This is a genomic window from Streptomyces sp. NPDC005648 (genome assembly GCF_040605395.1).
GTDB lineage: Bacteria > Actinomycetota > Actinomycetes > Streptomycetales > Streptomycetaceae > Streptomyces.
The window spans coordinates 45124-66287 of sequence record NZ_JBEXCS010000046.1; the positions used below are offsets into that span (position 1 = coordinate 45124).

The following is a 21164-nucleotide window of genomic DNA, read 5'->3' on the forward strand; positions in this document are numbered from 1 at the left end:
CATGCTTTTCTTGCCTCCGGCGCAATGGAGATTGCGTCCGTTCGGGAGGGAAGGACATGAGCACACCGCCGCAACCAATTCAAGTAAGAGCTGGGCGAGGACCGGCAAAGTCTACGTTCACATTCGACGGCCAGTGGCTGACGATCGAACACTCAGCATTCACCGGATTTCCCGGCCAGCGCCGCATCAACGTCGCGCAGATCAGCGAGGTCCATTTCAAGGCACCGCGCCCCTACCTGACCAACGGGTGGCTGGGGGTGGTCATCGTCGGCGACACCAACAACCACCCGGTCCGGGGCAACAGGGACGCCGTCAAGTCGCCCAACTACTGCGTTTTCACGCCCAAGCAGCAGGTCGACGTCGAACGGCTGCGTGACGTCCTCCTCGCAGCCATCGCCAGCCGTTACCAGGCGCCGCCGCAGGTCTGAGCCACTCCTCACCAAACCAAGGCCCGTCCCTTTCGAGGGGCGGGCCTATTTGCGTTGAGCTGCGCCCTGACGAGCGCCAGTCCGTGGGGAATTATGGCAAGTCCCGTCTGCCTGTTTGGATACCTCCTAGGAGGATTCCGATGTGATCGGTCAAGAAATAAAGCGGCTGCGGACAGAACGCCGAATGACGCAGCGCCAGCTAGCCCGAGCCATCGACGTCGCCGAATTGGCCGTCTACCGGTGGGAGCGAGGTCTTCGGCAACCCAGAATCGCCAACCTTCAGCGCCTCGCCGGGGCATTCGATGTCCCGATCGCCGCTCTGTTCGGTGACACCGCCGACATTTGAGCAATGAGCATGCAACAGACATACCCACTCGATTCGAGGTTGTGTGACCAAGTCGAAGTCTTTCAAGAACCGGGCTGCCGCCATCCAGAAGGCAGCCCGCCGAGCCCTCCTGACCTGCCCTCTGGGTTGTGGTCGTGGAAAGCCCGGACACAACTACTGCACCGACTGTGGTGCCGCGCTCCCCGCCGCGACCATGAAGTCCCGTGCCCCCGAGCCCTTCACGGTCTTCGACCAGTACGCGGCTGACCCTGTCGAACGTGAGCTGGCCTTCAAGGCGACCTACGGCCCCTTCCTCAAGAAGGCGCGGGGCTGACCGTGTTCGGACTCGTCACCCAGCAGGCCCGCGAAGCCCACAAGTCGAGCGGCCCCCGACCGGTGGTCGGAGAAGGTCCCATCACCCACTCGCTCACCACACACGGCGCCCCCGTGGCTCAGCGGCCGGTGGCCCTGACCGCCCTGCACACCGCCCAGCCGGACCCTCAGGCCGGTGGCCTGGCCAGCTCGGTGCGCGCCAACCCGGGTTCCGCCGACGTCCAGCACCTCGACCTGCGCCACGGCGCGGGACCCGGCCACTTCAGCGTCGACCCCAGCCGGCCAACGTTCCACACCGCCCCGACCGGAGCCCGCCCATGACCGCCGTCGCCCCTCTCGACCACCTTCCCGAGGCCCTCCGCGCCCAGCTCGTCGCACTCTTGCAGTCGGACGACATGGAAGCCCTCAAGTTCCGTGCCGAGGCCATCCGCCTCCAGGGTGAGGCGTCCAAGCTCCTCGACCAGGCCGACCGTCTTGAGTTCGCCGCCACGCTCAGGGCAGGTGCCGCTGAGCTTGAGCCACCCCTCGCTGACGCCAACGCCGAGATCACCCGCCTTGTCGCGGCCGTAGCTGCGGCGGTCCAGGCCGAGCGTTCAGCCGACGACCGTTCCCGGGCAGCCGCTGACAACTCCCGCCTGGCCGCTGACGCCGAACGCCGAGCAGCCCGCGACCACGCCGACCCGGCCACCCAGACCGACCTTCTCGTCCGGGCCCGTGCCGCCTCCGACGTGGCAGCCCGCGCCCAGGCTGCCGCTGAGGGTGCCACCGCCCATCTCCGCTCCGTCGAACAGCAGCTGTCGGCCGCGAGGCAGGCCGCCGAGAAGGCCGAAGAACGCCTCCGGCTCGCTGGCCAGCTGGTCGACAACCCGCCTGCCGCACCCGCTTCAGCCTGGACGCTCGCCCTCGACGGCGTCCGCCGCCTGCTGATGGGCGACCAGCTGACCGACTCTGACCGTGACCTCGTGGCCCTCTTCGTCCGGAACGCGGCTCTGAACCTGGGCCTCGACCGTGAGTTCGCCCGTGCGGCTCTCGCTCAGCGTGACCGTGAAGTCGAGGCGAAGGCCAGCTCGATGTTCCTGCCCAAGCCCGGTCACCCGCTGCGTCCGGCCAACCCTGGCGCCACCTTCGTGCCCGTGCTTCCCGCCCCGGGCCGCTGAGCAGTCACCTCCACCACCAGCCACAGGGACCAGATCAGCCATGCCATTTCTCGTCGGATTCAAAACGCCGCAGGACTACGGCGCGGTCGGCGATGGCGTCAACGATGACACCACTGCCATCCAGGCAGCGATCAATTCATTGCCCTCCGGCGGCGGCACCATCTTCTTCCCCTCAGGTACGTACAACCTGACGTCTGCACTGACCATCACGTCAGACATTTCCCTCCGTGGGCAGGGAGCCCAGTCCTCGATCCTGCATCAGACGTCAACCACCGCCCACGGTGTGTATGCCCTGACCGCCCGTCGGATGAGTTTCGCTGATCTTCAACTCACCGGGCCTGGCTCGGGGGTGGGGACAGGCACCGGCATTTACCTGGACACGACTGGTTCTGCCGTGGCGCAGTGCCAGTTCAACAATGTCATGGTGCAACAGTTCGGTGTGGACGGCATTTATGTCAATACACCTATTGCCACGGTGTTCAGTAACGTCCGCTCGCAGAATCACGGCCAGCATGGCTTCCACTTCCTCGGTGGAACTTCGGTCGACATGAACGCCTGCTACGCGGCTGGTGTTACAGATGCGGGCTACTACTTCGACACCATGACGTACTGCGCGCTGACCGGGTGCGCCGCCGACTCCAACGGAACTGGCTACTGGGTCCAGGGAGGCGGAAATGTCGCTCTCGTCGGTTGTGGTTGTGAAAGCTCGCTCACCAACAACGCAACGTACAACGGGTACAGTTACGTTGCTCACGGTGGCACACAGATAGCTCTCTACGACTGCTACTCCCGGGCGAACCCGTCTATCGCCTACTGGTTCACCTCGGGCACGACGCTCGGTCTCGTGCAGACGTGCCGGGAGTCCAGCCCCGTGGGCGGTGCCACGGCGTCCGTGCAGGTAGACAGTGGGTGCACCGTAACCGTGATGAACCCGTCCACGGTTACAGCTACCAACTATGCGACTGGAACGACGAGCCTCTTCGCTACCAACGGCGTTCAGACTTTTGGTCCCGGAACTACCTCGATCCGCGTCAGCCGGGGCACGACGAGCAACTTCGGAAGCGTCATTCTCAGCACGAATGCCGTGGACGAGTGGGGCGTTCAGATGGTGAACGACTCCACGAATGACTTGCACATCAAGGATGTGCTGAACGGGATCAACGCGCTGATCTTGGAGCAGCATGCCGCTGCCGCCAATGTCCAGATCGGTAACACGAAGGCATTCGGTGGTGGAGTCGGGGTCGTCGGCCTGGTGAACGCCAGCACCGCGCCGAGCACCACGATCAGCGGGGGCCTCGCGTTCTACAGCACCGGCGGCCAGCTGGCGCAGGCCAACAGCCAGGGTCTCGCTCAGGTGCTGGGCGGCGTGGTCCAGGCTCAGACGTCCACGATCACGGTGGCCAACACCACGAGCCCGACTGCGCTTACCAGCTTCACTTTCCCGGCGAACGATGTTGCCGCGGGTACGGTCTACCGACTGACCGGATACGGCGTCTACTCCACAACCGGCACTCCCACGCTTCAGTTCGTCCTGTACTGGGGCGGCACTGCTGGAGTGGCCCTGGCCACGATCCCCGCCATCACCACGGCCACGCTGACCAGCGCGCCGTTCTGGTACGACGCCGAGGTCACGTTCCGTTCGACGACCAGCGCTTTCGGGGCTCTGCGGCTCGAACTGGCCACGTCCACCACGACGGACGCCACCTCGACCTACGTCAACACACCCAGCGCCTCCACGACCGTCGCGTCGAACGCCACCAAGGCCCTCACGGTCGGCGTCACCTGGGGCACGGCCAGCAGCTCGAACACGATCAGCCTGCTCGGCGGCCATGTGGAACGCATCGCCTGACGCGTATCAGTCAGTGCCGGCCAAACTTCAGGAGACCCTGATGACCACCACCCTTGCTGACCACCTGGCCCAGGCCGACAGCTGGGTCCTGGGCGCCGAGCACGACGTCCGGGAGTTCGAGAAGCAGCTGACCGAGGCTGAACGCCACCTGGCCACGACCGCTGGCCAGTACAACGCAGCGACCGCGAACATACGCGCCATCATCGGCAGCGGACCTGACTCCGTCACCTTCCGCGGTGACCTCGACCGCCAGGTTGCCGCCTACCAGGCAGCCACCGAGGCCCGAGCGGTCAAGGCAACCCTCCAGGCTGGTCGGCAGGTCATCGACACGCTCAAGGCGAAGCTGGCCAACCGCCGGACCGACCTCATCCAGGCCCAGGCCCTGCGCCAGCGCATCCAACTCGCCATGCAGGCAGACGAGTTGCCCACAGCTGTGGACGAACTTGAGGCGCTCCTGGAACTGGGGCCCCAGTGACCTTCAACCCCTCGCGGCAGGCCGCGCGCAACGGCTTCCCCGGCGATCTCGACACCACCAACCACGCCGCCCAGATGAACCAGTTCCTGGGCACGCCGGAGATGATCTGCGTCTATCCGGGTGCACAGGTGCTGACCCCGAACGGCACAACGTTCAGCTGGACCGACAGCGCCAGCCTCAGCGACTACGACCAGCCTTTCGTTCTGTCCGGTACGACGGTTGGCAGGGTCACCGTTCCGGTCCAGGTTCAGGGTGCCGGCTCAGACCTTACGGTCAGCCTGTGTCCCGACGCTGCGGGTGCCCCAGACCTGTCCAGCCCGCTGGCAAGAACTGTCGTACCCGCTGCGTGGCTCCAGAACCTCGGAGTCGGTGGCCAACTGGCCTCACCCCAGTTCGCCAGTCTGCAGTTCACCGGCTCCACCGCTTCAGGGTGGCTGGTCCCGGCAGGCTCGCCGACAGCCAATGCGACCGCCCCCTCGACGGTGACCTCGGGCAGCTTCACCGTCCTGCTCGGTGGTGATGCCAACAGCGTGGACACGGCCGTCAGTAACGTGGCCATCTGCCAGTTCGACGGCTCGGCCCTTGGCCTCCCGAAGGCTGGCCCACCGCTTCCGCAGGGTGTCGTCACCGGGGGAGCGCTGGCCACCTCCGACACCATCGTCTCGGCCGGAGGGTCCACGAAGCTCAGCAGCGGCACGGCGCTGAACGCCGTCTACTGCGCGAGCTGGGACCCGAACACCGGTACCGTCGGCACCTGGAGCAACCAGACGTCGTTGCCGGGCACCGTGGTCCAGCCTGCGACCGCTTCCTACGACGGCACGATGTACGTCATCGGCGGGTTCACCGACTCCTCGTCGGCCACGGCCCTCAGCAGCGTCTACTTCACGAAGGTCTCGAACGGCTCCGTCAACACTTGGTCCTCGGCAACACCGCTACCGGTCGCACGCGGCAACATGTTCGCCGCAGCGGTCAACGGCTGGCTCATCGTGACCGGTGGCATCAATGCCTCCGTCACAGTCAGCGGTACGACCTACTTCGCCAAGATCGCCGGTGACGGTTCGCTCGGTCCCTGGTACGTGGGTCCGACCCTGCCTGTGCCGGTCTACGCCAGCAACTCTCAGGCCCTCGTGGTCGGCGACTTCGTGGTTGTGGTCAGCGGCACCGACGCCAGCTCCGACCAGACGTCCACCATCCAGGTTCTTCCGGTCTCCGCTGAGTTCGGGCCTGCGAGCGCCTGGCGGGTCACGAACGATCCCAACATCGCCAACACCTACTTCGCCGCTGGCTTCAGCTTCGACGAGCTGGGCAACGGGGCCATCGCCGTAACCGACATCCTGAACAGCCGCTGCTACGTCTACGCCATGGTGCCGGTCTCACTGGTCTCGGTGCCGGTCCCGGCTACCGGTCTCACCAACGGGGCGATCTACCACGTGGTGCTGCATCAGCACCCGACCCAGGTGCCGACTGTCGATTTCCTTGAGTTCGGCGCTGGCGTCGGCGGCCTCGCCACCAACTTCCAGTCTCGTGCCGTGGGCTCGTCCGGCGCTTGGTCCGCCGACTCCTCCAGGTCGCTCCTGATGTCGGTCCACGACCAGACCGTCGGAGGCCAGCAGCCGCTGCACACCTGGGAAGACCCTGGCAGCGACAACCTTGCGGCAGCGGTCTCCACCTTCCTGTGGGACTACCGGGGCGAGCTTCTCGGCTATGTGCAGGGCATCGCCTTCCCCAACGAAGCGCAGAACTCCAACTCCACGTTCGTCAGCGGCACTTCACCGTGGACCGCTACGAACTGCACCCTGACGCAGTCCAGCGCGCAGACCCACGGCGGCTTCACGGAGTCCGGTCTGATCACCCCGAATGGCACGTCGGCCATCGTCTACGCCCAGTCCGAGCTGATCCGCGTCACCCCCGGCAGCTGGTACCAGGCGCAGGGCTGGCTCTACTCGGCAACAGGCTGGTCGGACGTCTCCCTCAGCGTCAGCTGGTTCGACGCCAACCAGACTCTCATCTCGACCTCCGGCAACACCGTGTCGCTCACAGCGGCCACGTGGACGCAGCAGATCAACAACTTTCAGGCGCCCTCGGGAGCTGCCTACGCCGCCCTAGCCCCGACTGAGGGCAGTACGCCCGGGGCGACGGCCCTGCTCTACCTCTCGAACATCACCCTGACCGACATGGACGGCGGCACGCTCGCGAGCGTCGCGCGGGTTGACTACGGCTTCGCGCCGGGGGCTCCGGTCGGCATCACCCAGCTCAACTGACCAAAGACCAGCCGCAGCCTTAATTCCGGGGTTGCGGCTGGTCTGTATTTGAGTCTGGCTCCCCGCATTGAGGCGCTAATTGCGCACAATTTTATCGGCATGTTTTTCTGAGAATTCCGAAGACGGAATTAGACAGGAAGTGTGCCGGTGAAGATATTCAGCCCGGAAAATCTGAAGAAGGCCCGCGCGGAGGCTGGTCTCACTCAGTTCGCGCTCGCCACCAGGTCGGGAGTCCCGCAAGCCAAGATCAGTCAGTTCGAAAACGGACACGTCAGCCCGTCACTCACCAAGGCGGCGGCTCTGGCTGGAGCCCTCGGGCTGCTTGTGGACGACCTCCTTCACGACGCCGACTGACGAGCCGAAAAGGACCGCCACCATGACCACCACCACCGAAGAAACCCCTGCCCTGCCGCTTTCCGACCTTGTCGAGGTGCGGGACCGGCTGAACGACATTGAAGCCAAACTGGCGCGAGAGGAGGCCCCGGAGAATGAGCGCGACTGAGGAATGGAAGCAGATTCCGGGGTTCCTGGAGGAAGCCAGCAGCCTTGGCCGCGTCCGGCTGGGGCCGAGCGTCCTGCGCCCGTTCGGCGCGCGCTACGCCACCGTACGGGTGACGACCGACGAGGGCCATGCGCGGCTCATGAAGGTGCACGAGGCTGTACTGCGGGCCTTCCGCGGGCCACGGCCCGACGGCCTCGTGGCTTCGCACCTGAACTGCGACCCGGACGACAACCGCCCGGTGAACCTCAAGTGGGAGACCCCGGCGGAGAACGTCCGCAGGTGCGTGGCGAACGGTTGCTACACGAACCGGGCGGCCCGCAGCCGAGAGAACCAGCGCAAGCGGCTGGAGGCCCTGGCCGCATGAACAGAGCAGAACAGCTCATCCTGGGTGCCGCCGGGGTGGTGACGCTCGCCATCACGGTGGGTGCGTTCACGCTGTCGTACGAGCACCTGGCCTGGGTCGCAGGCGAGCACGGCCTGGGGGGCTCGCCGGTCCGCCAGTGGATGTGGCCAGGCTGCCTGGACGCGTTCGTGATCGCTGGCGAGCTGCTCATGCTGCGGGCGTCGCTCGTCCACCAGGTCGACTGGTGGGCGGTGGGGCTCGTGGGCGTTGGCTCGGGCGGCTCGATCGCCCTCAACGTCGCCGGGGTCGGGGCTGACGCTCAGGCGCTGGATTACGTGGTCGCCGCTGTGCCGCCGGTCGCCGCGTTGCTCGCCTTCGGTGCGCTCGCTCGTCAGGTACACAGCTACCTGTCCGGACAGGCGGACGAGGAGGCGCCATCCGCTCTCGCCCCTCAGAGCGAAGAGCCCGCGCCTCCGGCCGAGAGACCCAGGAAGCCCGCGAAGGTGGCGCCTGTAACGCCTCTCGTCCCAACCGCCAGCACGGAGACCACCGTGTCTGTCCTGCTGGCGAGCGAGCCACCCGAGTGGGCGAGTCTCTCCCTGCGAGAGGCCGTGGCGAGAGCCGACGTGATCATCCCCGGCCAGACCGCCAGCACTCTCGCTGCGGCTCTCTCCCAGGTCGGCGTGACAGCCACCCCCGGCAGCATCCGCAGCACTCGCTCCGCGCTACGCCGACAGAAGGAGAAGGCATCGTGAGCATCCCCTACCGCTACGTCAGGGGTGCGGCCACAGGGCGAGATGACACGTGCGCCCTGTGCTCCTGCCGGAGCACCGCCCTGGTCGTCGACCACTGCCACACGCACGGCCTGTCTCGGGGACTGGTGTGCGGCGGGTGTAACAACCGTCTCGGCAGGCTGGACAGCGGCGCCGTGGTGCCCGCTCCCAGAGAGGCGTTCTATCTCGCCAACTGCCCGGAGTGCAGGCGGACCGAGAGCCTGGATTCCCCGGACGCTCACGCGCTGCGCATCGGCGCGGTGGCTCTCGTCATCGCGGCACGACTGGCTCTCACCCCGCGTCAGGCGGGGGCTCTCGCCCTCTCGTTGTTGCAGGAGAGCGAGAGCGTCTCATCCGAGAGTGAGAGCACCGACGCACCGCCAGCCCGAGGCGAGAGGGGTCCTCAGAGGGACGAGAGCGCGCCCACTCTCGCGGGACTGGCCAGGGGGCTCATGGCGTCCGGCGCCAGTAACCGAGAGGCAGTCGCTCGGATCATCGAGCAACTTCCGGCAGCCAAGCCGGGCTCAGTCAAGGCGGCGGTCCGTCGTGAACGTCGGCTGCTGGCCGGCTCGACAACCTGACCCCCTCGCCCCAGCCGATGACCTCAAGCCGGGGTCGTCGGCTGGGGCCGTCCTCGTGGAGGAAGCCCCGTCGTGAAGTCGTGCAAGCGCGGCCACCTCAAGACGCCCGAGAACGTCACCACCAGGGGCGACTGCAAGGAGTGCGCGAGGGAGCGAAGCGCCAGGTCGTACGCCGAGAACCGCGAAAAGGTCATCGCACGGTCCAGGGCCCACCTGGCGGCCAACCCCGAGAGGGCAGCTGCGAACAACGCCTGGTGGCGCGCGGTCAATGCGAACTGGGTCGAGGCGTATGGCAGGCAGTACCGGACCGACCTGAGGGCGGGGGCTGTTCAGGCGTACACGTGCGGGGCGTGTGCGTGCTGCGGTGAGACCACCGCCGAGTTCCTGACGGTTGGTCGCGTGGTCTCTCGCCTCGGGCGAGAACCACAAGGGCCCAGCGGCGGCCAGCCCCTGTTCCGGTGGCTGCGGGAGCAGGGATACCCGCCAGGCTTCGAGACGTTGTGCACGTCCTGCAACGAGAGCCGACGCCTGCACGAGGGCTCGTGTCCCCACCGAGGACCGGTCAAGGAGCCGACCGGTGCGAAGCAGCGGAACACGTGCAAGCTCAAGGCGGAAGCGCTGGCCGGGTACGGCGGCGAGTGCGGTTGCTGCGGCGAGACCGAGCCGACGTTCCTGTGCTTCAGCCGCGCGTGCGCCCACGGTCACCTGGCCAGGTCCGGCGCCAACCTGCACCGGTGGCTCAGACAGGAGGGCTGGCCCGCCTGCTACCGGGTGCTGTGCTTCAACTGCGCCTACGTGCGGTTCGGTCCTGGGCGTTCGGTGTGCCCGCACCAACGACTTTCCTAGAACGCAAGCATCTCTCACGTGCGCGCGATCTCTTTTTCCGGAAACGCAAGTCATTTCCGGGCCGACGGAACTTCTCACCCGGGACTGAACCGGCGCCACTTCCGGTTTGCTTTCTTGTATTTGTCGGCCCCTTGTATTCTGCACCGGGTGTAGGGTACACAAGGCTAAATAGATCGTTGTAATAATCAAGGGTATTTGGTCAAAGCCGCCCGGCAGTGGCTGGAGCGTGTGCGGTAAAGGTGAAGTCAGCTCAAACTCGACCCCATTCGAATAATTGTGTCGAATGCAATCCGGATGATTTAATTTTCCTAGAACGCAAAAAGGGAAAATCCGGAGGTCGGAAATGGGCGAGAACAACACCGCTGAGGCAAACCACTGCGAGTGCAGCCGATACAGCGTGCTGGTAAATCTCCGCGAGGACGGTGCCGGTGACCTGGAGTACGACGAGGAACTCACCACGGGTTGCGGCGCTACGGCCAGGAAGCTGTTCGCCCAGGGGCACGACGCCAAGCTGAAGTCGTTCCTGATCAAGGCGGGTGCGGCTGGCCATGAGGTGCGTCGTGACGATGGGGCTGTGGTCTCGGTCGCAGACGCTGCGACCCACGCCGCCCGCTACACCTTCGGCCACCTGATCGTCGCCGGAATCCAGCGTGCCGAGACCCGTGCCGCTGTGAAGGCCGAGCGCCAGGACAGGAAGGCCGCTGCTCGCCAGGAGACGCAGACCCGCAGGGCTGCTCGGGAGGCCCGCCGAGCCGCTAAGCCGAAGGTCGTGAAGGGCAAGGTCGGCCGCTGGTCCTACCTCGGGCAGGTCGTCGACGGCCAGTTCATCTACCGCGATGCGAAGGGCAACGAGAAGACCACGACGAAATTCCAGCTCGCCTGAATTTCGGGTTCTGCTGACCGACACACGAGAGCCCGCCCTGGGGGTGCGACCCCGGGGCGGGCGTCACCGGCCAACCACCAACCAGGAAGTGAAACCGGCTCATGACCAACTCAAGCACAACCACCGTACGTGCAGCCATCTATGCACGGGTCGCCACCGTCGCAGGGCAGGCTGACGGCCTCAGGGAGCAGGAAGACGCGTGCCGTGAGTACGCGCAGGCCCAGGGCTGGACAGTCGCTGACGTCTACCAGGACCAGGGCGTCAGCGGCATGCACACCGCACGTCCGGGCTTCGCGCGGCTCCTCGAAGACGCTGACGCTGGCCACGTTGACACGGTGCTCGTGTACCGGTTCGACCGCCTGGCGCGGACCATCGGCGTGTTCTTCAGCCTCCTCGACGCCCTCCGTGTGCGGCACATCACCATCACGTCGGTGACCCAAAAGGTGACTGCGCGCTGATCACGCCCCGGGGGAGAGCCACGATCTCTCCCCTGGGCTTCGTCGTATTACTTCAACGGAAGGAAGCAACCGGCGTGACCAGCACAACCATTGCTTCGGCGTCGGACGTCGTACGCCGAGCCACCGCCCCGAGGCCGGTCCTGCGCGTGGCGGTCTACGCCCGTGTCTCGACCCAGGAGCAGACACGTGGTTACGGCATCGACGCCCAGCTCGATGGCTGCAACGAGTTCGTCAGTCACAGGGGCTGGGTCGTCCACGACATCTATAAGGACGAGGGCGTCTCAGGGTCCCTGACCAGCCGGCCCCAGCTCAACCGTCTGCTGGCTGATGCCAAGGCGGGGAAGTTCGACGTCGTCTTGGTGCACAAGTTCAACCGCATCGGCAGGGTCGGCAAAGCGTTCTGGGGCGTCATCTGGGCGCTCGAAGAGCTGGAGGTCGGCTTCATCTCTGTGACTCAGGAGATCGTGGACACAACCACGCCCACCGGTCTGGCACAGCTCCAGATGTACGCGATGTTCGCTGAGATGGACTACAACTCGATCCGCGACCAGTTCCAGGACGGCATCCAGGCGAAGGCCGTACGGGGCGGCTGGCCGGGTGGTGAGCCCCCGTACGGCTACCGGATCGAGGGCAAGTGCCAGAAAGGCTCGTACCTCGTCCAGGACGAGCGCGAGGCCAGGGTCCTGCGTCTGATGTGGCGGATGGCCGTGCGGCTGGCCAGGGGGACCCGCGATATCGCATCACGGCTAAACGCGATGGGGGTTTGCACGAGGTCGGGCAGGCCTTGGTCCCACTCCAACGTGCGCGGCAAGCTCGTGTCGGACTCGACGCTCAAGGCCATCACGACCTTCCGCAATCCGGGCCGAGTCAATGCCGGGCACGGCGTGAAGCTCAGCAAGGACGGCAGTGCCAAGCACGGGGAGACGGTTGTCATCCACCTCGCCCCGATCTTCACCCCTGAGGAGGTTGCCGCCCTCAGACGCGCAATGAAGCGCCTGGGCAACACCAACCCCAGGTCGAAGCCGTATGGCTACCCGCTCTCGAAGCGCCTGTTCAACGAACACACCGGCTGCGGGTCTCACTACGTCGGTATGAAGCGTTCGGGCCGAGCAGGCCGGTGGTACCGCTGCACTGGCAAGGAGCAGAAGTACCCGGGCGATCCGATGTGCTCGTGCGACATGGTCGACGCCGACGCGGTCGAGCGCACGGTTTGGAGCGAGGTGGTCAAGCTGCTGGAGGACCCAGCCCGCCTCGAAGCGATGGCCGCAGAGTGGGTCGGCATGGCTGCTGGCGAACAGCCCGACTTCGAGAACCGTCTGACTGGCCTCGACGCTCAGATCGCCACTGTCGAGCAGGCCATCACCGCCACCACCGTCGACTACGCAAAGGCGGGGCTGCCCGCCGTCGCGGTGAAGGCGGCCACCCAGAAGCTCAACGAGGAGCTGGACCAGCTCCGATCGATGCGAGCCGAAGCAGCCTCCTGGGCGCAGCAGACGCAGGCTGCCGAGCAGCGTGCTAACGACCTCGCCGCCCTGGCCACCGCCGCGCGTGAGCGGCTCGCCGACATGACGCCTGCCGAACAGGCAGAGGTGCTGGCGCTGCTGGACGTGAAAGTGACGATCACGGGTCCCATCCCCAGGCCCAGGGTCGGGCTTGCCTGCTCGATGGCCGAGTGGTTCAAGACCCACGAACGGCTTGTGCCAGACACTCTTACGGATGAGGAATGGGCGCTGGCCGAGCCGATCGTGAAAGCGTGGGAACCGCCCAACCACAGGTGCCGCCCTGGCCGGGTGATGCTCGATGCGATGTTCTACAAGGCGCGTACGGGCGTGCTGTGGCAGGACCTTCCCGACCAGTTCGGTGCGTGGAAGGGCGTCCACTCCCGTTATAAGACGTGGCGCACCTGCGGCGTCTGGGACGAGATTATGGCGGTGCTCCCGAACGCTGGCCAGCCCGTGTGGGTTCCCAACCTCGTGCCGCCCCTGCGCATCGAGGGTCGCGTTGACCCCCGCCTCCTGACCACCGAGGAAGAAGCGGTACCCGTGGAAATGGGCCTGCCCGGGCCGGCCACCAGCGGGCTGTCCGCCGGGGTGCACGGACTGCTGCGGGGGGACGCGGTGCTCGTCACCGATGCCGCCGAGGTCGTCGAACTCGTCGGGGACATGGGGCAGCTGGCGCCCGACCGCCGCGGGCCCGTGCTGCCCCGGGACCTGCTGGAACCCGACGCCCGGCGGGTGCTCGCCGCGCTGCCGGGCCGTGGCGCGGTGTCGCCCGGCGTGATCGCGCGGGGCGCGCAGACCACGCGGGACGACGCGGTCGCGAGACTGTACGAACTCCGCGCACTTGGTTACGTCGAACGACACGGCGACAGCTGGAAGTTGACACGCCAGGCGATGATCTCCGTCCGCGCGGGTCGCGAGCGTTGCTGACGGAGCGTGTTCGGCCGTCCGGGGGAAGCCTGACACCTGTGCAAATTCCCGCAGTTGGCACCCTCGGGCGGTTACGGACGGCAACCGGAGCGACACGGTGGGATGGCCCGGGGGACGTGCCCGCGCGCGCGTTCCCCGCCGGACTTCGCTCACCGCGACAGTCCAGTCACGCTACGCTCACGTGGATTCCCACGCACTTCATGTACTTCACGGCAGAACGGCACAAGGCGACGAATGCCCCAGCACACCTCCGGGTCCGACCGGGCGGCGATCCCCCCAGCCGCCCGTGACGGTGGCAGCGTGCGGCCGCCCGCTCCCTCGACGCTCGACGAGCTGTGGCGGTCGTACAAGGACACGGGCGACGAGCGGCTGCGGGAGCAGCTGATCCTGCACTACTCGCCGCTGGTGAAGTACGTGGCGGGGCGGGTGAGCGTCGGTCTGCCGGCCAACGTCGAGCAGGCGGACTTCGTGTCCTCGGGGGTCTTCGGGCTCATCGACGCCATCGAGAAGTTCGACATCGACCGGGAGATCAAGTTCGAGACATACGCGATCACCCGGATCCGGGGCGCGATGATCGACGAGCTCCGCGCGCTGGACTGGATTCCGCGGTCGGTGCGGCAGAAGGCGCGGAACGTGGAGCGGGCGTACGCGACGCTGGAGGCCCGCCTCAGACGGACACCGTCGGAGGGGGAGGTCGCCGGCGAGATGGGCATCGCCGTCGACGAACTGCATGCCGTCTTCAGCCAGTTGTCGCTGGCCAACGTGGTGGCGCTGGAGGAGCTGCTGCATGTCGGGGGAGAGGGCGGCGACCGGCTCAGCCTCATGGACACACTGGAGGACACCGCCGCGGACAACCCCGTGGAGGTGGCCGAGGACCGCGAGCTCAGACGGTTTCTGGCGCGGGCGATCAACACGCTGCCCGAGCGGGAGAAGACCGTGGTCACGTTGTACTACTACGAGGGCCTCACGCTCGCCGAGATCGGGAACGTGCTGGGTGTGACCGAGAGCCGGGTCAGCCAGATCCACACCAAGTCCGTGCTGCAGCTGCGGGCGAAGCTGGCGAGTTTCGGGCGCTGAGCGGGTCGCGGAGTGGGCCGTCGAGCGTCGGGCGGCCCCGGGTCTCTCCCGGCGACGCCCGGCACTCTCCCCGCGATGTCCCGGATCTCTCCCGGCGATGTGAGGAGTCGTTCCCGTCCGGGGTGGCTCGTCCGTAAAGTGGTTGACGTGCCAAGGATTCGAGCGGCCTCCGTGGCCGAGCACCGGTCGATGCAGCGAGCCGCCCTGCTGGACGCGGCCCGGTCGTTGCTGTCCGAGGGCGGGACGGAGGCGCTGACGTTCCCCGCTCTCGCCGAGCGGACGGGGCTGGCGCGGTCATCCGTGTACGAGTACTTCCGGTCGCGGGCCGCGGTCGTCGAGGAGCTGTGCCGGGTCGACTTCCCCGTGTGGGCCGCGGAGGTCTCGGCGGCCATGGAGCGGGCCGGATCGGCCGAGGGCAAGGTCGAGGCGTACGTACGGCAGCAGCTGGTGCTGGTGGGGGACCGGCGGCACCGCGCCGTGGTGGCGATCTCCGCCAGTGAGCTGGACGCGGGGGCCCGGGAGAAGATCCGGGCGGCGCACGGCGGGCTGGTGGCGATGATCGTCGAGGCGCTCGGGGAGATGGGGCACGCGGAGCCCCGGCTGGCCGCGATGCTGCTGCAGGGCGTGGTCGACGCGGCCGTACGGCGGATCGAGCTGGGGGCGGCTGAGGAGCCGGCGGCGATCACCGACGCGGCGGTGGCCATGGCGCTGCGGGGAGTCCGCGGCTAGGCAATGACCGTTCGGACCGGTCGGACCGTTCGGACCGTTTGGACCGGTCACCGAATCCGCGCCGCGCCGGGCAGGTCCTCGGGCAGGGGTACGCCCAGGACCGGCAGGAGTCTCGACGGTCCGCCGTTCAGCAGCCAGGGCGGGAGCAGCGACAGCGGGTCCAGGTAGACGGTGCCCCGGAGCAGGCCCCAGTGCACACACGCGGTCGCGCAGTGGGAACCCGTCGGCTCCACCGTCCCCAGGACCTCTCCCGGCTTCACCTCGTCGCCCTTGCGCACCGAGGCCCGTACCGGCTCGTACGTGGTCCGCAGATCCGTCCCGGCCAGCTCCACGGAGACCACGCCCCGTCCTGCCACCCGGCCCGCGTAGGAGACCCGGCCCGCCGCCACGGCCCGAACCGGAGTTCCGGCCTGCGCCGCCAGGTCCACGCCCCGGTGGCCCCGGCCGTACACCGTCGCCGGTGGCTCCCAGCCCCGTACGACCACGGGGCGCGTGCCCACCGGCCAGGCGCGGCCGATCGAGGGAACCGGGGCGCCGGGTTCGGCGGGTGGGGGCAGGGCGTCCGCCCAGGCCCAGGGGGCGAGAACCGCCAGGGTCAGGCCCAGCAGCACCGCCCACGCACATCGCCCGTATCGCATCGCTCGCATGCGAGAACCGTCCCGCACCCCGCCGATCGCCGCCGGAGCCTGTGGACTACTCGCCGGTTGTGGACAGCGGCGTCACCCGGTACCTCGCGGGTCCCGTACACTTCTTCTGGCGATCCGGGTCACCGGGTCGACTTCGCACGCCCCGACATCGGGCCGCCACACGGTCGGTGTCAGCGCCTCTCGGTCCCTCGTGGCAAGGCGCATCGCGGGCGTCAGGCGCGGGAGCCGTCCGGTCCCCGCGGCACAACCGAGAAATTCAAGGAGATACGGCCATGGCCGTCGTCACGATGCGGGAGCTGCTGGAGAGCGGCGTCCACTTCGGTCACCAGACCCGTCGCTGGAACCCGAAGATGAAGCGCTTCATCTTCACCGAGCGCAACGGCATCTACATCATCGACCTGCTCCAGTCGCTGTCGTACATCGACCGCGCCTACGAGTTCGTCAAGGAGACCGTCGCCCACGGCGGCACGGTCATGTTCGTCGGCACGAAGAAGCAGGCGCAGGAGGCCATCGCGGAGCAGGCCACCCGCGTCGGCATGCCCTACGTCAACCAGCGCTGGCTGGGCGGCATGCTCACCAACTTCTCCACCGTCTACAAGCGTCTGCAGCGCCTCAAGGAGCTCGAGCAGATCGACTTCGAGGACGTCGCGGCCTCGGGTCTCACCAAGAAGGAGCTTCTCGTGCTCTCGCGCGAGAAGGCCAAGCTGGAGAAGACCCTCGGTGGTATCCGCGAGATGCAGAAGGTGCCCAGCGCCGTCTGGATCGTGGACACCAAGAAGGAGCACATCGCGGTCGGCGAGGCCCGGAAGCTCAACATCCCGGTCGTCGCCATCCTCGACACCAACTGCGACCCCGACGAGGTCGACTACAAGATCCCGGGCAACGACGACGCGATCCGCTCCGTCACCCTGCTCACCCGTGTGATCGCCGACGCCGTCGCCGAGGGCCTCATCGCCCGCAGCGGTGTGGCCACCGAGGGCAAGGGCGAGAAGGCCGCGGGCGAGCCGCTGGCCGAGTGGGAGCGCGACCTGCTCGAGGGCGAGAAGAAGGCGGACTCCGACGAGGCTGCCGAGAAGCCCGCCGAGGCCGCCGCTGAGGCTCCGGTCGCCGAGGCCCCCGCCGCCGAGGTCGAGGCCGCCGAGGTCGAGGCTCCGGCCGCCGAGGCTGAGACCGAGGCTCCGGCCGCGGACGCCGAGCAGGCCTGACCCGACAGCGTCAGAGGTTGACGGCGGGGGCGGCGTGAAGTCCGCCCCCGCCGTTCACCCGTAGGTCAGCGGCGAGTCAGCGGCCCCCGGCTACATGGGGGCCGTAGACCCCGTAGATCTTCGATCTTCCAGACTTCGAGAAAGATTCACAGACTCATGGCGAACTACACCGCCGCCGACGTCAAGAAGCTTCGTGAGCTCACCGGCGCCGGCATGATGGACTGCAAGAAGGCGCTGGACGAGGCCGAGGGCAACGTCGACAAGGCCGTCGAGGCGCTCCGTATCAAGGGCCAGAAGGGCGTCGCCAAGCGCGAGGGCCGCTCCGCCGAGAACGGCGCCGTGGTCTCGATCATCGCCGACGACAACACCTCCGGTGTCCTGGTCGAGCTGAAGTGCGAGACGGACTTCGTCGCCAAGGGCGAGAAGTTCCAGGCCGTCGCGAACCAGATCGCGCAGCACGTCGCCGCGACCTCCCCGGCCGACCTCGAGGCCCTGCTCGCCTCCGAGATCGAGGCCGGCAAGACCGTCCAGGCGTTCGTGGACGAGGCCAACGCCAACCTCGGCGAGAAGATCGTCCTGGACCGCTTCGCGCAGTTCGCCGACGGCTTCGTCTTCTCCTACATGCACCGCACCATGCCCGACCTGCCCCCGCAGATCGGTGTCCTGGTCGAGCTGGACAAGGCCGACGCCGACCTGGCCAAGGGCATCGCCCAGCACATCGCCGCCTTCGCGCCGAAGTACCTCTCCAAGGAGGACGTGCCGGCCGAGGTCGTCGAGTCCGAGCGCCGCGTCGCCGAGGAGACCACCCGCGCCGAGGGCAAGCCCGAGGCCGCCCTGCCGAAGATCGTCGAGGGTCGCCTCAACGGCTTCTTCAAGGACGCCACGCTGCTCGGCCAGCCGTACGCGCTCGACAACAAGAAGTCGGTCCAGAAGGTCCTGGACGAGGCCGGTGTCACCCTGAAGCGCTTCACGCGCATCAAGGTCGGCATCTGACTCCGTACCGCGACGGGCGCGCGACCCCGATAGGGTCGTATGCGGTCGTCCACGGCTGACGGACGACAGCAGATCTGACGAGGAGGCCATTGCCGAGCACGGGTTGCGAACGACACCCCACCGGCAATGGCCTTCTTCGTATGTGCACCAGGTGAAAGAGGCGGGATCCCGATGACCACCAAGCCCCAGAAGAGCGACGACGGCAAAGTACACGGCCGGTTTCTGCTGAAGCTGTCCGGTGAGGCCTTCTCCGGCGGCGGGGGCCTGGGTGTGGACCCCGACGTGGTGCACAAGATCGCCCGTGAGATCGCGGCCGTCGTCCGCGACGGCGCCCAGGTCGCGGTCGTCATCGGCGGCGGCAACTTCTTCCGCGGCGCCGAACTCCAGCAGCGCGGAATGGACCGGGCCCGCTCGGACTACATGGGCATGCTCGGCACCGTGATGAACTGCCTCGCCCTCCAGGACTTCCTGGAGAAGGAGGGCATCGACTCCCGGGTGCAGACCGCCATCACCATGGGGCAGGTCGCCGAGCCGTACATCCCGCTGCGCGCCGTGCGCCACCTGGAGAAGGGCCGAGTGGTCATCTTCGGCGCCGGCATGGGAATGCCGTACTTCTCCACCGACACCACCGCCGCCCAGCGCGCCCTGGAGATCGACGCCGAGGCGCTGCTGATGGGCAAGAACGGCGTGGACGGGGTCTACGACTCCGACCCCAAGCGCAACCCCGACGCCGTCAAGTTCGACTCCCTCGGCTACGGCGAGGTCATCACCCGCGACCTCAAGGTCGCCGACGCCACCGCGATCACGCTGTGCCGCGACAACAAGCTCCCGATCCTCGTCTTCGAGCTTCTGGCCGAGGGCAATATCGCCCGCGCCGTCAAGGGTGAGAAGATCGGCACGCTGGTGGGTGAGCAGGACAGCCGGGACTGATCAGCAACACCCGTGGACCCTGACCGGGGGATGGACAATGTCCCGCAGGTCGGGAACCGTGCAGGAAGAAGACGCGACGCAGCCGGCCGCCGCCCCCACGCATACGGAACAGCAGCCGGGCCTACTCAAGACACGCAGGAGCAAGTGGTGATCGAAGAGACCCTCCTCGAGGCCGAGGAGAAGATGGAGAAGGCCGTCGTGGTCGCCAAGGAGGACTTCGCCGCGATCCGCACCGGTCGTGCGCACCCGGCGATGTTCAACAAGATCGTGGCCGACTACTACGGCGCGCCGACGCCGATCAACCAGCTGGCTTCGTTCTCCGTGCCGGAGCCGCGCATGGCGGTCGTGACCCCGTTCGACAAGACGGCCCTGCGCAACATCGAGCAGGCCATCCGCGACTCCGACCTGGGCGTCAACCCGAGCAACGACGGCAACATCATCCGTGTGGTGTTCCCGGAGCTCACCGAGGAACGCCGCCGCGACTACATCAAGGTCGCCAAGGGCAAGGCCGAGGACGCGCGCGTGTCCATCCGCGCGGTGCGCCGCAAGGCCAAGGACGCCATCGACAAGCTGATCAAGGACGGCGAGGTCGGCGAGGACGAGGGCCGCCGCGCCGAGAAGGAGCTCGACGACTCCACCCACAAGTACGTGGCCCAGGTGGACGAGCTCCTGAAGCACAAGGAAGCGGAGCTGCTCGAGGTCTGATGAACGACTCTTCCTGGGGAGCGCCGCCACAGCACGGGTACTGGGGGCCGTCCGACCAGGGGCCTGTCCAGGGGGCTGCCCCGGCGGGTCCCGCGTACGATGCGCCTGAGGCGCAGCAGACTCGCCCCATGCCCATCGTGCCCGACGTGCCCGCGTATGGCGGAGACCAGGATGACGACCGGGGGGCTGCTCGGCTGAGCGGCCCCTTGTTCCGCGACGAATCGCCGCAGGCGCAGTCCTACGAACAGCCCTACGAACAGTCCTACGAACAGTCCTACGAGCAGACCTACGACGTGCCGCAGTCGCCGCCCCAGCCGGTGGCGCAGCAGAATCCGGAGCCCATGCCCGACGCCCCGCAGCCGGCGCCCGCGCCGCAGAAGAAGAGCGCGGGGCGCGACCTGGGTGCGGCCATAGGGGTCGGCGTCGGGCTGGGCGTGGTGATCATCGCGTCGCTGTTCGTCGTCAAGGCCGTCTTCGTCGGCGTGATCGCGGTCGCGGTGGTCGTCGGTCTGTGGGAGCTGACCAGTCGGCTCCAGGAGCGCAAGGGCATCAAGGCGCCCCTGGTACCGCTGGCTCTCGGTGGCGCGGCGATGGTCGTCGCCGGGTATGTGCGGGGCGCCGAGGGGGCCTGGGTCGCCATGGCGCTCACGGCGCTCGCGGTCCTCGTATGGCGTATGACGGAGCCACCGGAGGGCTACCTCAAGGACGTCACGGCGGGCGTCTTCGCGGCGTTCTACGTCCCGTTCCTGGCGACGTTCGTGGCCATGATGCTGACGGCCGACGACGGCCCCTGGCGGGTTCTGACGTTCCTGCTGCTCACCGTGGTGAGCGACACGGGTGCGTACGCCGTCGGCTGGCGCTTCGGCAGCCACAAGCTGGCTCCCCGCATCAGCCCCGGCAAGACCCGTGAGGGCCTGCTGGGCGCGGTGTCCTTCGCGATGGTGGCGGGCGCGCTGTGCATGCAGTTCCTGATCGACGACGGTTCCTGGTGGCAGGGCCTGCTCCTCGGCCTCGCGGTCGCGGCCAGCGCCACGCTGGGCGACCTCGGCGAGTCGATGATCAAACGCGACCTGGGCATCAAGGACATGGGCACCCTGCTCCCGGGCCACGGCGGCATCATGGACCGCCTGGACTCGCTGCTGCCCACGGCGCCGGTGGTGTGGCTGCTGCTGGTTCTGTTCGTGGGGTCCGGCTGAGGGATCCGGGGGTCCCGCTCGTTCGATGGCGTGGGCGTC

23 protein-coding genes and 2 pseudogenes are annotated in these 21164 nt (G+C 67.5%); 24 read left to right on the forward strand and 1 reads right to left on the reverse strand.

Translation table 11 applies throughout. The features are described 5' to 3' along the window. The first annotated feature begins 56 nt into the window (after nt 1-56). The 19 genes and pseudogenes from ABZT17_RS25170 to ABZT17_RS25260 all read left to right on the forward strand — a co-directional run bounded on the left by ABZT17_RS25170 (nt 57) and on the right by ABZT17_RS25260 (nt 15449). Nucleotides 57-428, forward strand: coding sequence for a DUF4429 domain-containing protein (locus tag ABZT17_RS25170; RefSeq protein WP_356351840.1), 372 nt, complete (start codon nt 57-59; stop codon nt 426-428). Between the two features lie 142 nt (nt 429-570). Continuing rightward, a complete protein-coding gene (locus ABZT17_RS25175; protein ID WP_356351841.1) occupies nt 571-774 on the forward strand; it encodes a helix-turn-helix transcriptional regulator in 204 nt (67 codons plus the stop codon). 315 nt (nt 775-1089) lie between these two features. Next, entirely contained in the window at nt 1090-1407 is a 318-nt protein-coding gene (locus ABZT17_RS25180) for a hypothetical protein (RefSeq protein ID WP_356351842.1), read from the forward strand. Continuing rightward, the gene (locus tag ABZT17_RS25185) at nt 1404-2243 is read left to right on the forward strand and encodes a hypothetical protein (protein ID WP_356351843.1); all 840 of its coding nucleotides are present in this window, start codon (nt 1404-1406) and stop codon (nt 2241-2243) included. The genes ABZT17_RS25180 and ABZT17_RS25185 overlap by 4 nt, the downstream gene beginning before the upstream one ends. A 40-nt stretch (nt 2244-2283) precedes the next feature. Further along, nucleotides 2284-4092, forward strand: coding sequence for a glycosyl hydrolase family 28-related protein (locus ABZT17_RS25190; protein WP_356351844.1), 1809 nt, complete (start codon nt 2284-2286; stop codon nt 4090-4092). A gap of 40 nt (nt 4093-4132) precedes the next feature. Beyond that, on the forward strand, nt 4133-4567 hold the full coding sequence (locus ABZT17_RS25195) for a hypothetical protein (protein WP_356351845.1): 435 nt from the start codon (nt 4133-4135) through the stop codon (nt 4565-4567). Beyond that, on the forward strand, nt 4564-6828 hold the full coding sequence (locus tag ABZT17_RS25200) for a hypothetical protein (protein ID WP_356351846.1): 2265 nt from the start codon (nt 4564-4566) through the stop codon (nt 6826-6828). The genes ABZT17_RS25195 and ABZT17_RS25200 overlap by 4 nt, the downstream gene beginning before the upstream one ends. Nucleotides 6829-6975: 147 nt before the next feature. Next, a complete protein-coding gene (locus tag ABZT17_RS25205) occupies nt 6976-7182 on the forward strand; it encodes a helix-turn-helix transcriptional regulator (RefSeq protein WP_356351847.1) in 207 nt (68 codons plus the stop codon). A gap of 22 nt (nt 7183-7204) precedes the next feature. Beyond that, nucleotides 7205-7330 carry a hypothetical protein gene (locus ABZT17_RS25210; protein ID WP_356351848.1) on the forward strand — a complete coding sequence of 42 codons (126 nt, stop codon included), beginning with the start codon at nt 7205-7207 and terminating at the stop codon, nt 7328-7330. Continuing rightward, complete coding sequence (locus ABZT17_RS25215; RefSeq protein WP_356351849.1) at nt 7317-7694, forward strand: HNH endonuclease; 378 nt, start codon at nt 7317-7319, stop codon at nt 7692-7694. Before ABZT17_RS25210 ends, ABZT17_RS25215 begins: the two co-directional genes overlap by 14 nt. After that, the gene (locus ABZT17_RS25220; RefSeq protein WP_356351850.1) at nt 7691-8428 is read left to right on the forward strand and encodes a DUF2637 domain-containing protein; all 738 of its coding nucleotides are present in this window, start codon (nt 7691-7693) and stop codon (nt 8426-8428) included. The genes ABZT17_RS25215 and ABZT17_RS25220 overlap by 4 nt, the downstream gene beginning before the upstream one ends. Then, nucleotides 8425-9027, forward strand: coding sequence for an endonuclease domain-containing protein (locus tag ABZT17_RS25225; RefSeq protein WP_356351851.1), 603 nt, complete (start codon nt 8425-8427; stop codon nt 9025-9027). Before ABZT17_RS25220 ends, ABZT17_RS25225 begins: the two co-directional genes overlap by 4 nt. Nucleotides 9028-9099: 72 nt before the next feature. Continuing rightward, entirely contained in the window at nt 9100-9873 is a 774-nt protein-coding gene (locus ABZT17_RS25230) for a hypothetical protein (RefSeq protein WP_356351852.1), read from the forward strand. 343 nt (nt 9874-10216) lie between these two features. After that, a complete protein-coding gene (locus tag ABZT17_RS25235) occupies nt 10217-10756 on the forward strand; it encodes a hypothetical protein (protein WP_356351853.1) in 540 nt (179 codons plus the stop codon). A 101-nt stretch (nt 10757-10857) separates the two neighbouring features. Further along, on the forward strand, nt 10858-11214 hold the full coding sequence (locus ABZT17_RS25240; RefSeq protein ID WP_356351854.1) for a recombinase family protein: 357 nt from the start codon (nt 10858-10860) through the stop codon (nt 11212-11214). Nucleotides 11215-11360: 146 nt separating this feature from the next. Continuing rightward, a pseudogene (locus tag ABZT17_RS25245) lies at nt 11361-13130 on the forward strand (recombinase family protein); the annotation flags it as partial. 132 nt (nt 13131-13262) lie between these two features. Beyond that, a pseudogene (locus ABZT17_RS25250) lies at nt 13263-13643 on the forward strand (DNA-protecting protein DprA); the annotation flags it as partial. A 234-nt stretch (nt 13644-13877) separates the two neighbouring features. After that, nucleotides 13878-14720 carry an RNA polymerase sigma factor WhiG gene (gene whiG / locus ABZT17_RS25255; RefSeq protein WP_356351855.1) on the forward strand — a complete coding sequence of 281 codons (843 nt, stop codon included), beginning with the start codon at nt 13878-13880 and terminating at the stop codon, nt 14718-14720. Between the two features lie 171 nt (nt 14721-14891). Beyond that, nucleotides 14892-15449: a helix-turn-helix domain-containing protein gene (locus tag ABZT17_RS25260; RefSeq protein ID WP_356351867.1), complete on the forward strand. Its 558-nt coding sequence runs from the start codon at nt 14892-14894 to the stop codon at nt 15447-15449. A 47-nt stretch (nt 15450-15496) separates the two neighbouring features. On the opposite strand, the gene ABZT17_RS25265 is transcribed toward ABZT17_RS25260, so the two are convergent. Further along, nucleotides 15497-16087: a M23 family metallopeptidase gene (locus tag ABZT17_RS25265; RefSeq protein ID WP_356351868.1), complete on the reverse strand. Its 591-nt coding sequence runs from the start codon at nt 16085-16087 to the stop codon at nt 15497-15499. A gap of 281 nt (nt 16088-16368) precedes the next feature. Between ABZT17_RS25265 and rpsB the strand changes: the two genes are divergently transcribed. From rpsB to ABZT17_RS25290, 5 genes are all read left to right on the forward strand, one after another. After that, complete coding sequence (gene rpsB, locus ABZT17_RS25270) at nt 16369-17301, forward strand: 30S ribosomal protein S2 (RefSeq protein WP_356351856.1); 933 nt, start codon at nt 16369-16371, stop codon at nt 17299-17301. Between the two features lie 156 nt (nt 17302-17457). Continuing rightward, nucleotides 17458-18294, forward strand: coding sequence for a translation elongation factor Ts (tsf, locus tag ABZT17_RS25275; RefSeq protein WP_356351857.1), 837 nt, complete (start codon nt 17458-17460; stop codon nt 18292-18294). Between the two features lie 171 nt (nt 18295-18465). Continuing rightward, on the forward strand, nt 18466-19224 hold the full coding sequence (gene pyrH, locus ABZT17_RS25280) for a UMP kinase (RefSeq protein WP_356351858.1): 759 nt from the start codon (nt 18466-18468) through the stop codon (nt 19222-19224). Nucleotides 19225-19371: 147 nt separating this feature from the next. Beyond that, complete coding sequence (gene frr, locus ABZT17_RS25285; RefSeq protein ID WP_356351859.1) at nt 19372-19929, forward strand: ribosome recycling factor; 558 nt, start codon at nt 19372-19374, stop codon at nt 19927-19929. Continuing rightward, entirely contained in the window at nt 19929-21125 is a 1197-nt protein-coding gene (locus ABZT17_RS25290; RefSeq protein WP_356351860.1) for a phosphatidate cytidylyltransferase, read from the forward strand. Before frr ends, ABZT17_RS25290 begins: the two co-directional genes overlap by 1 nt. Nucleotides 21126-21164: the final 39 nt, after the last annotated feature.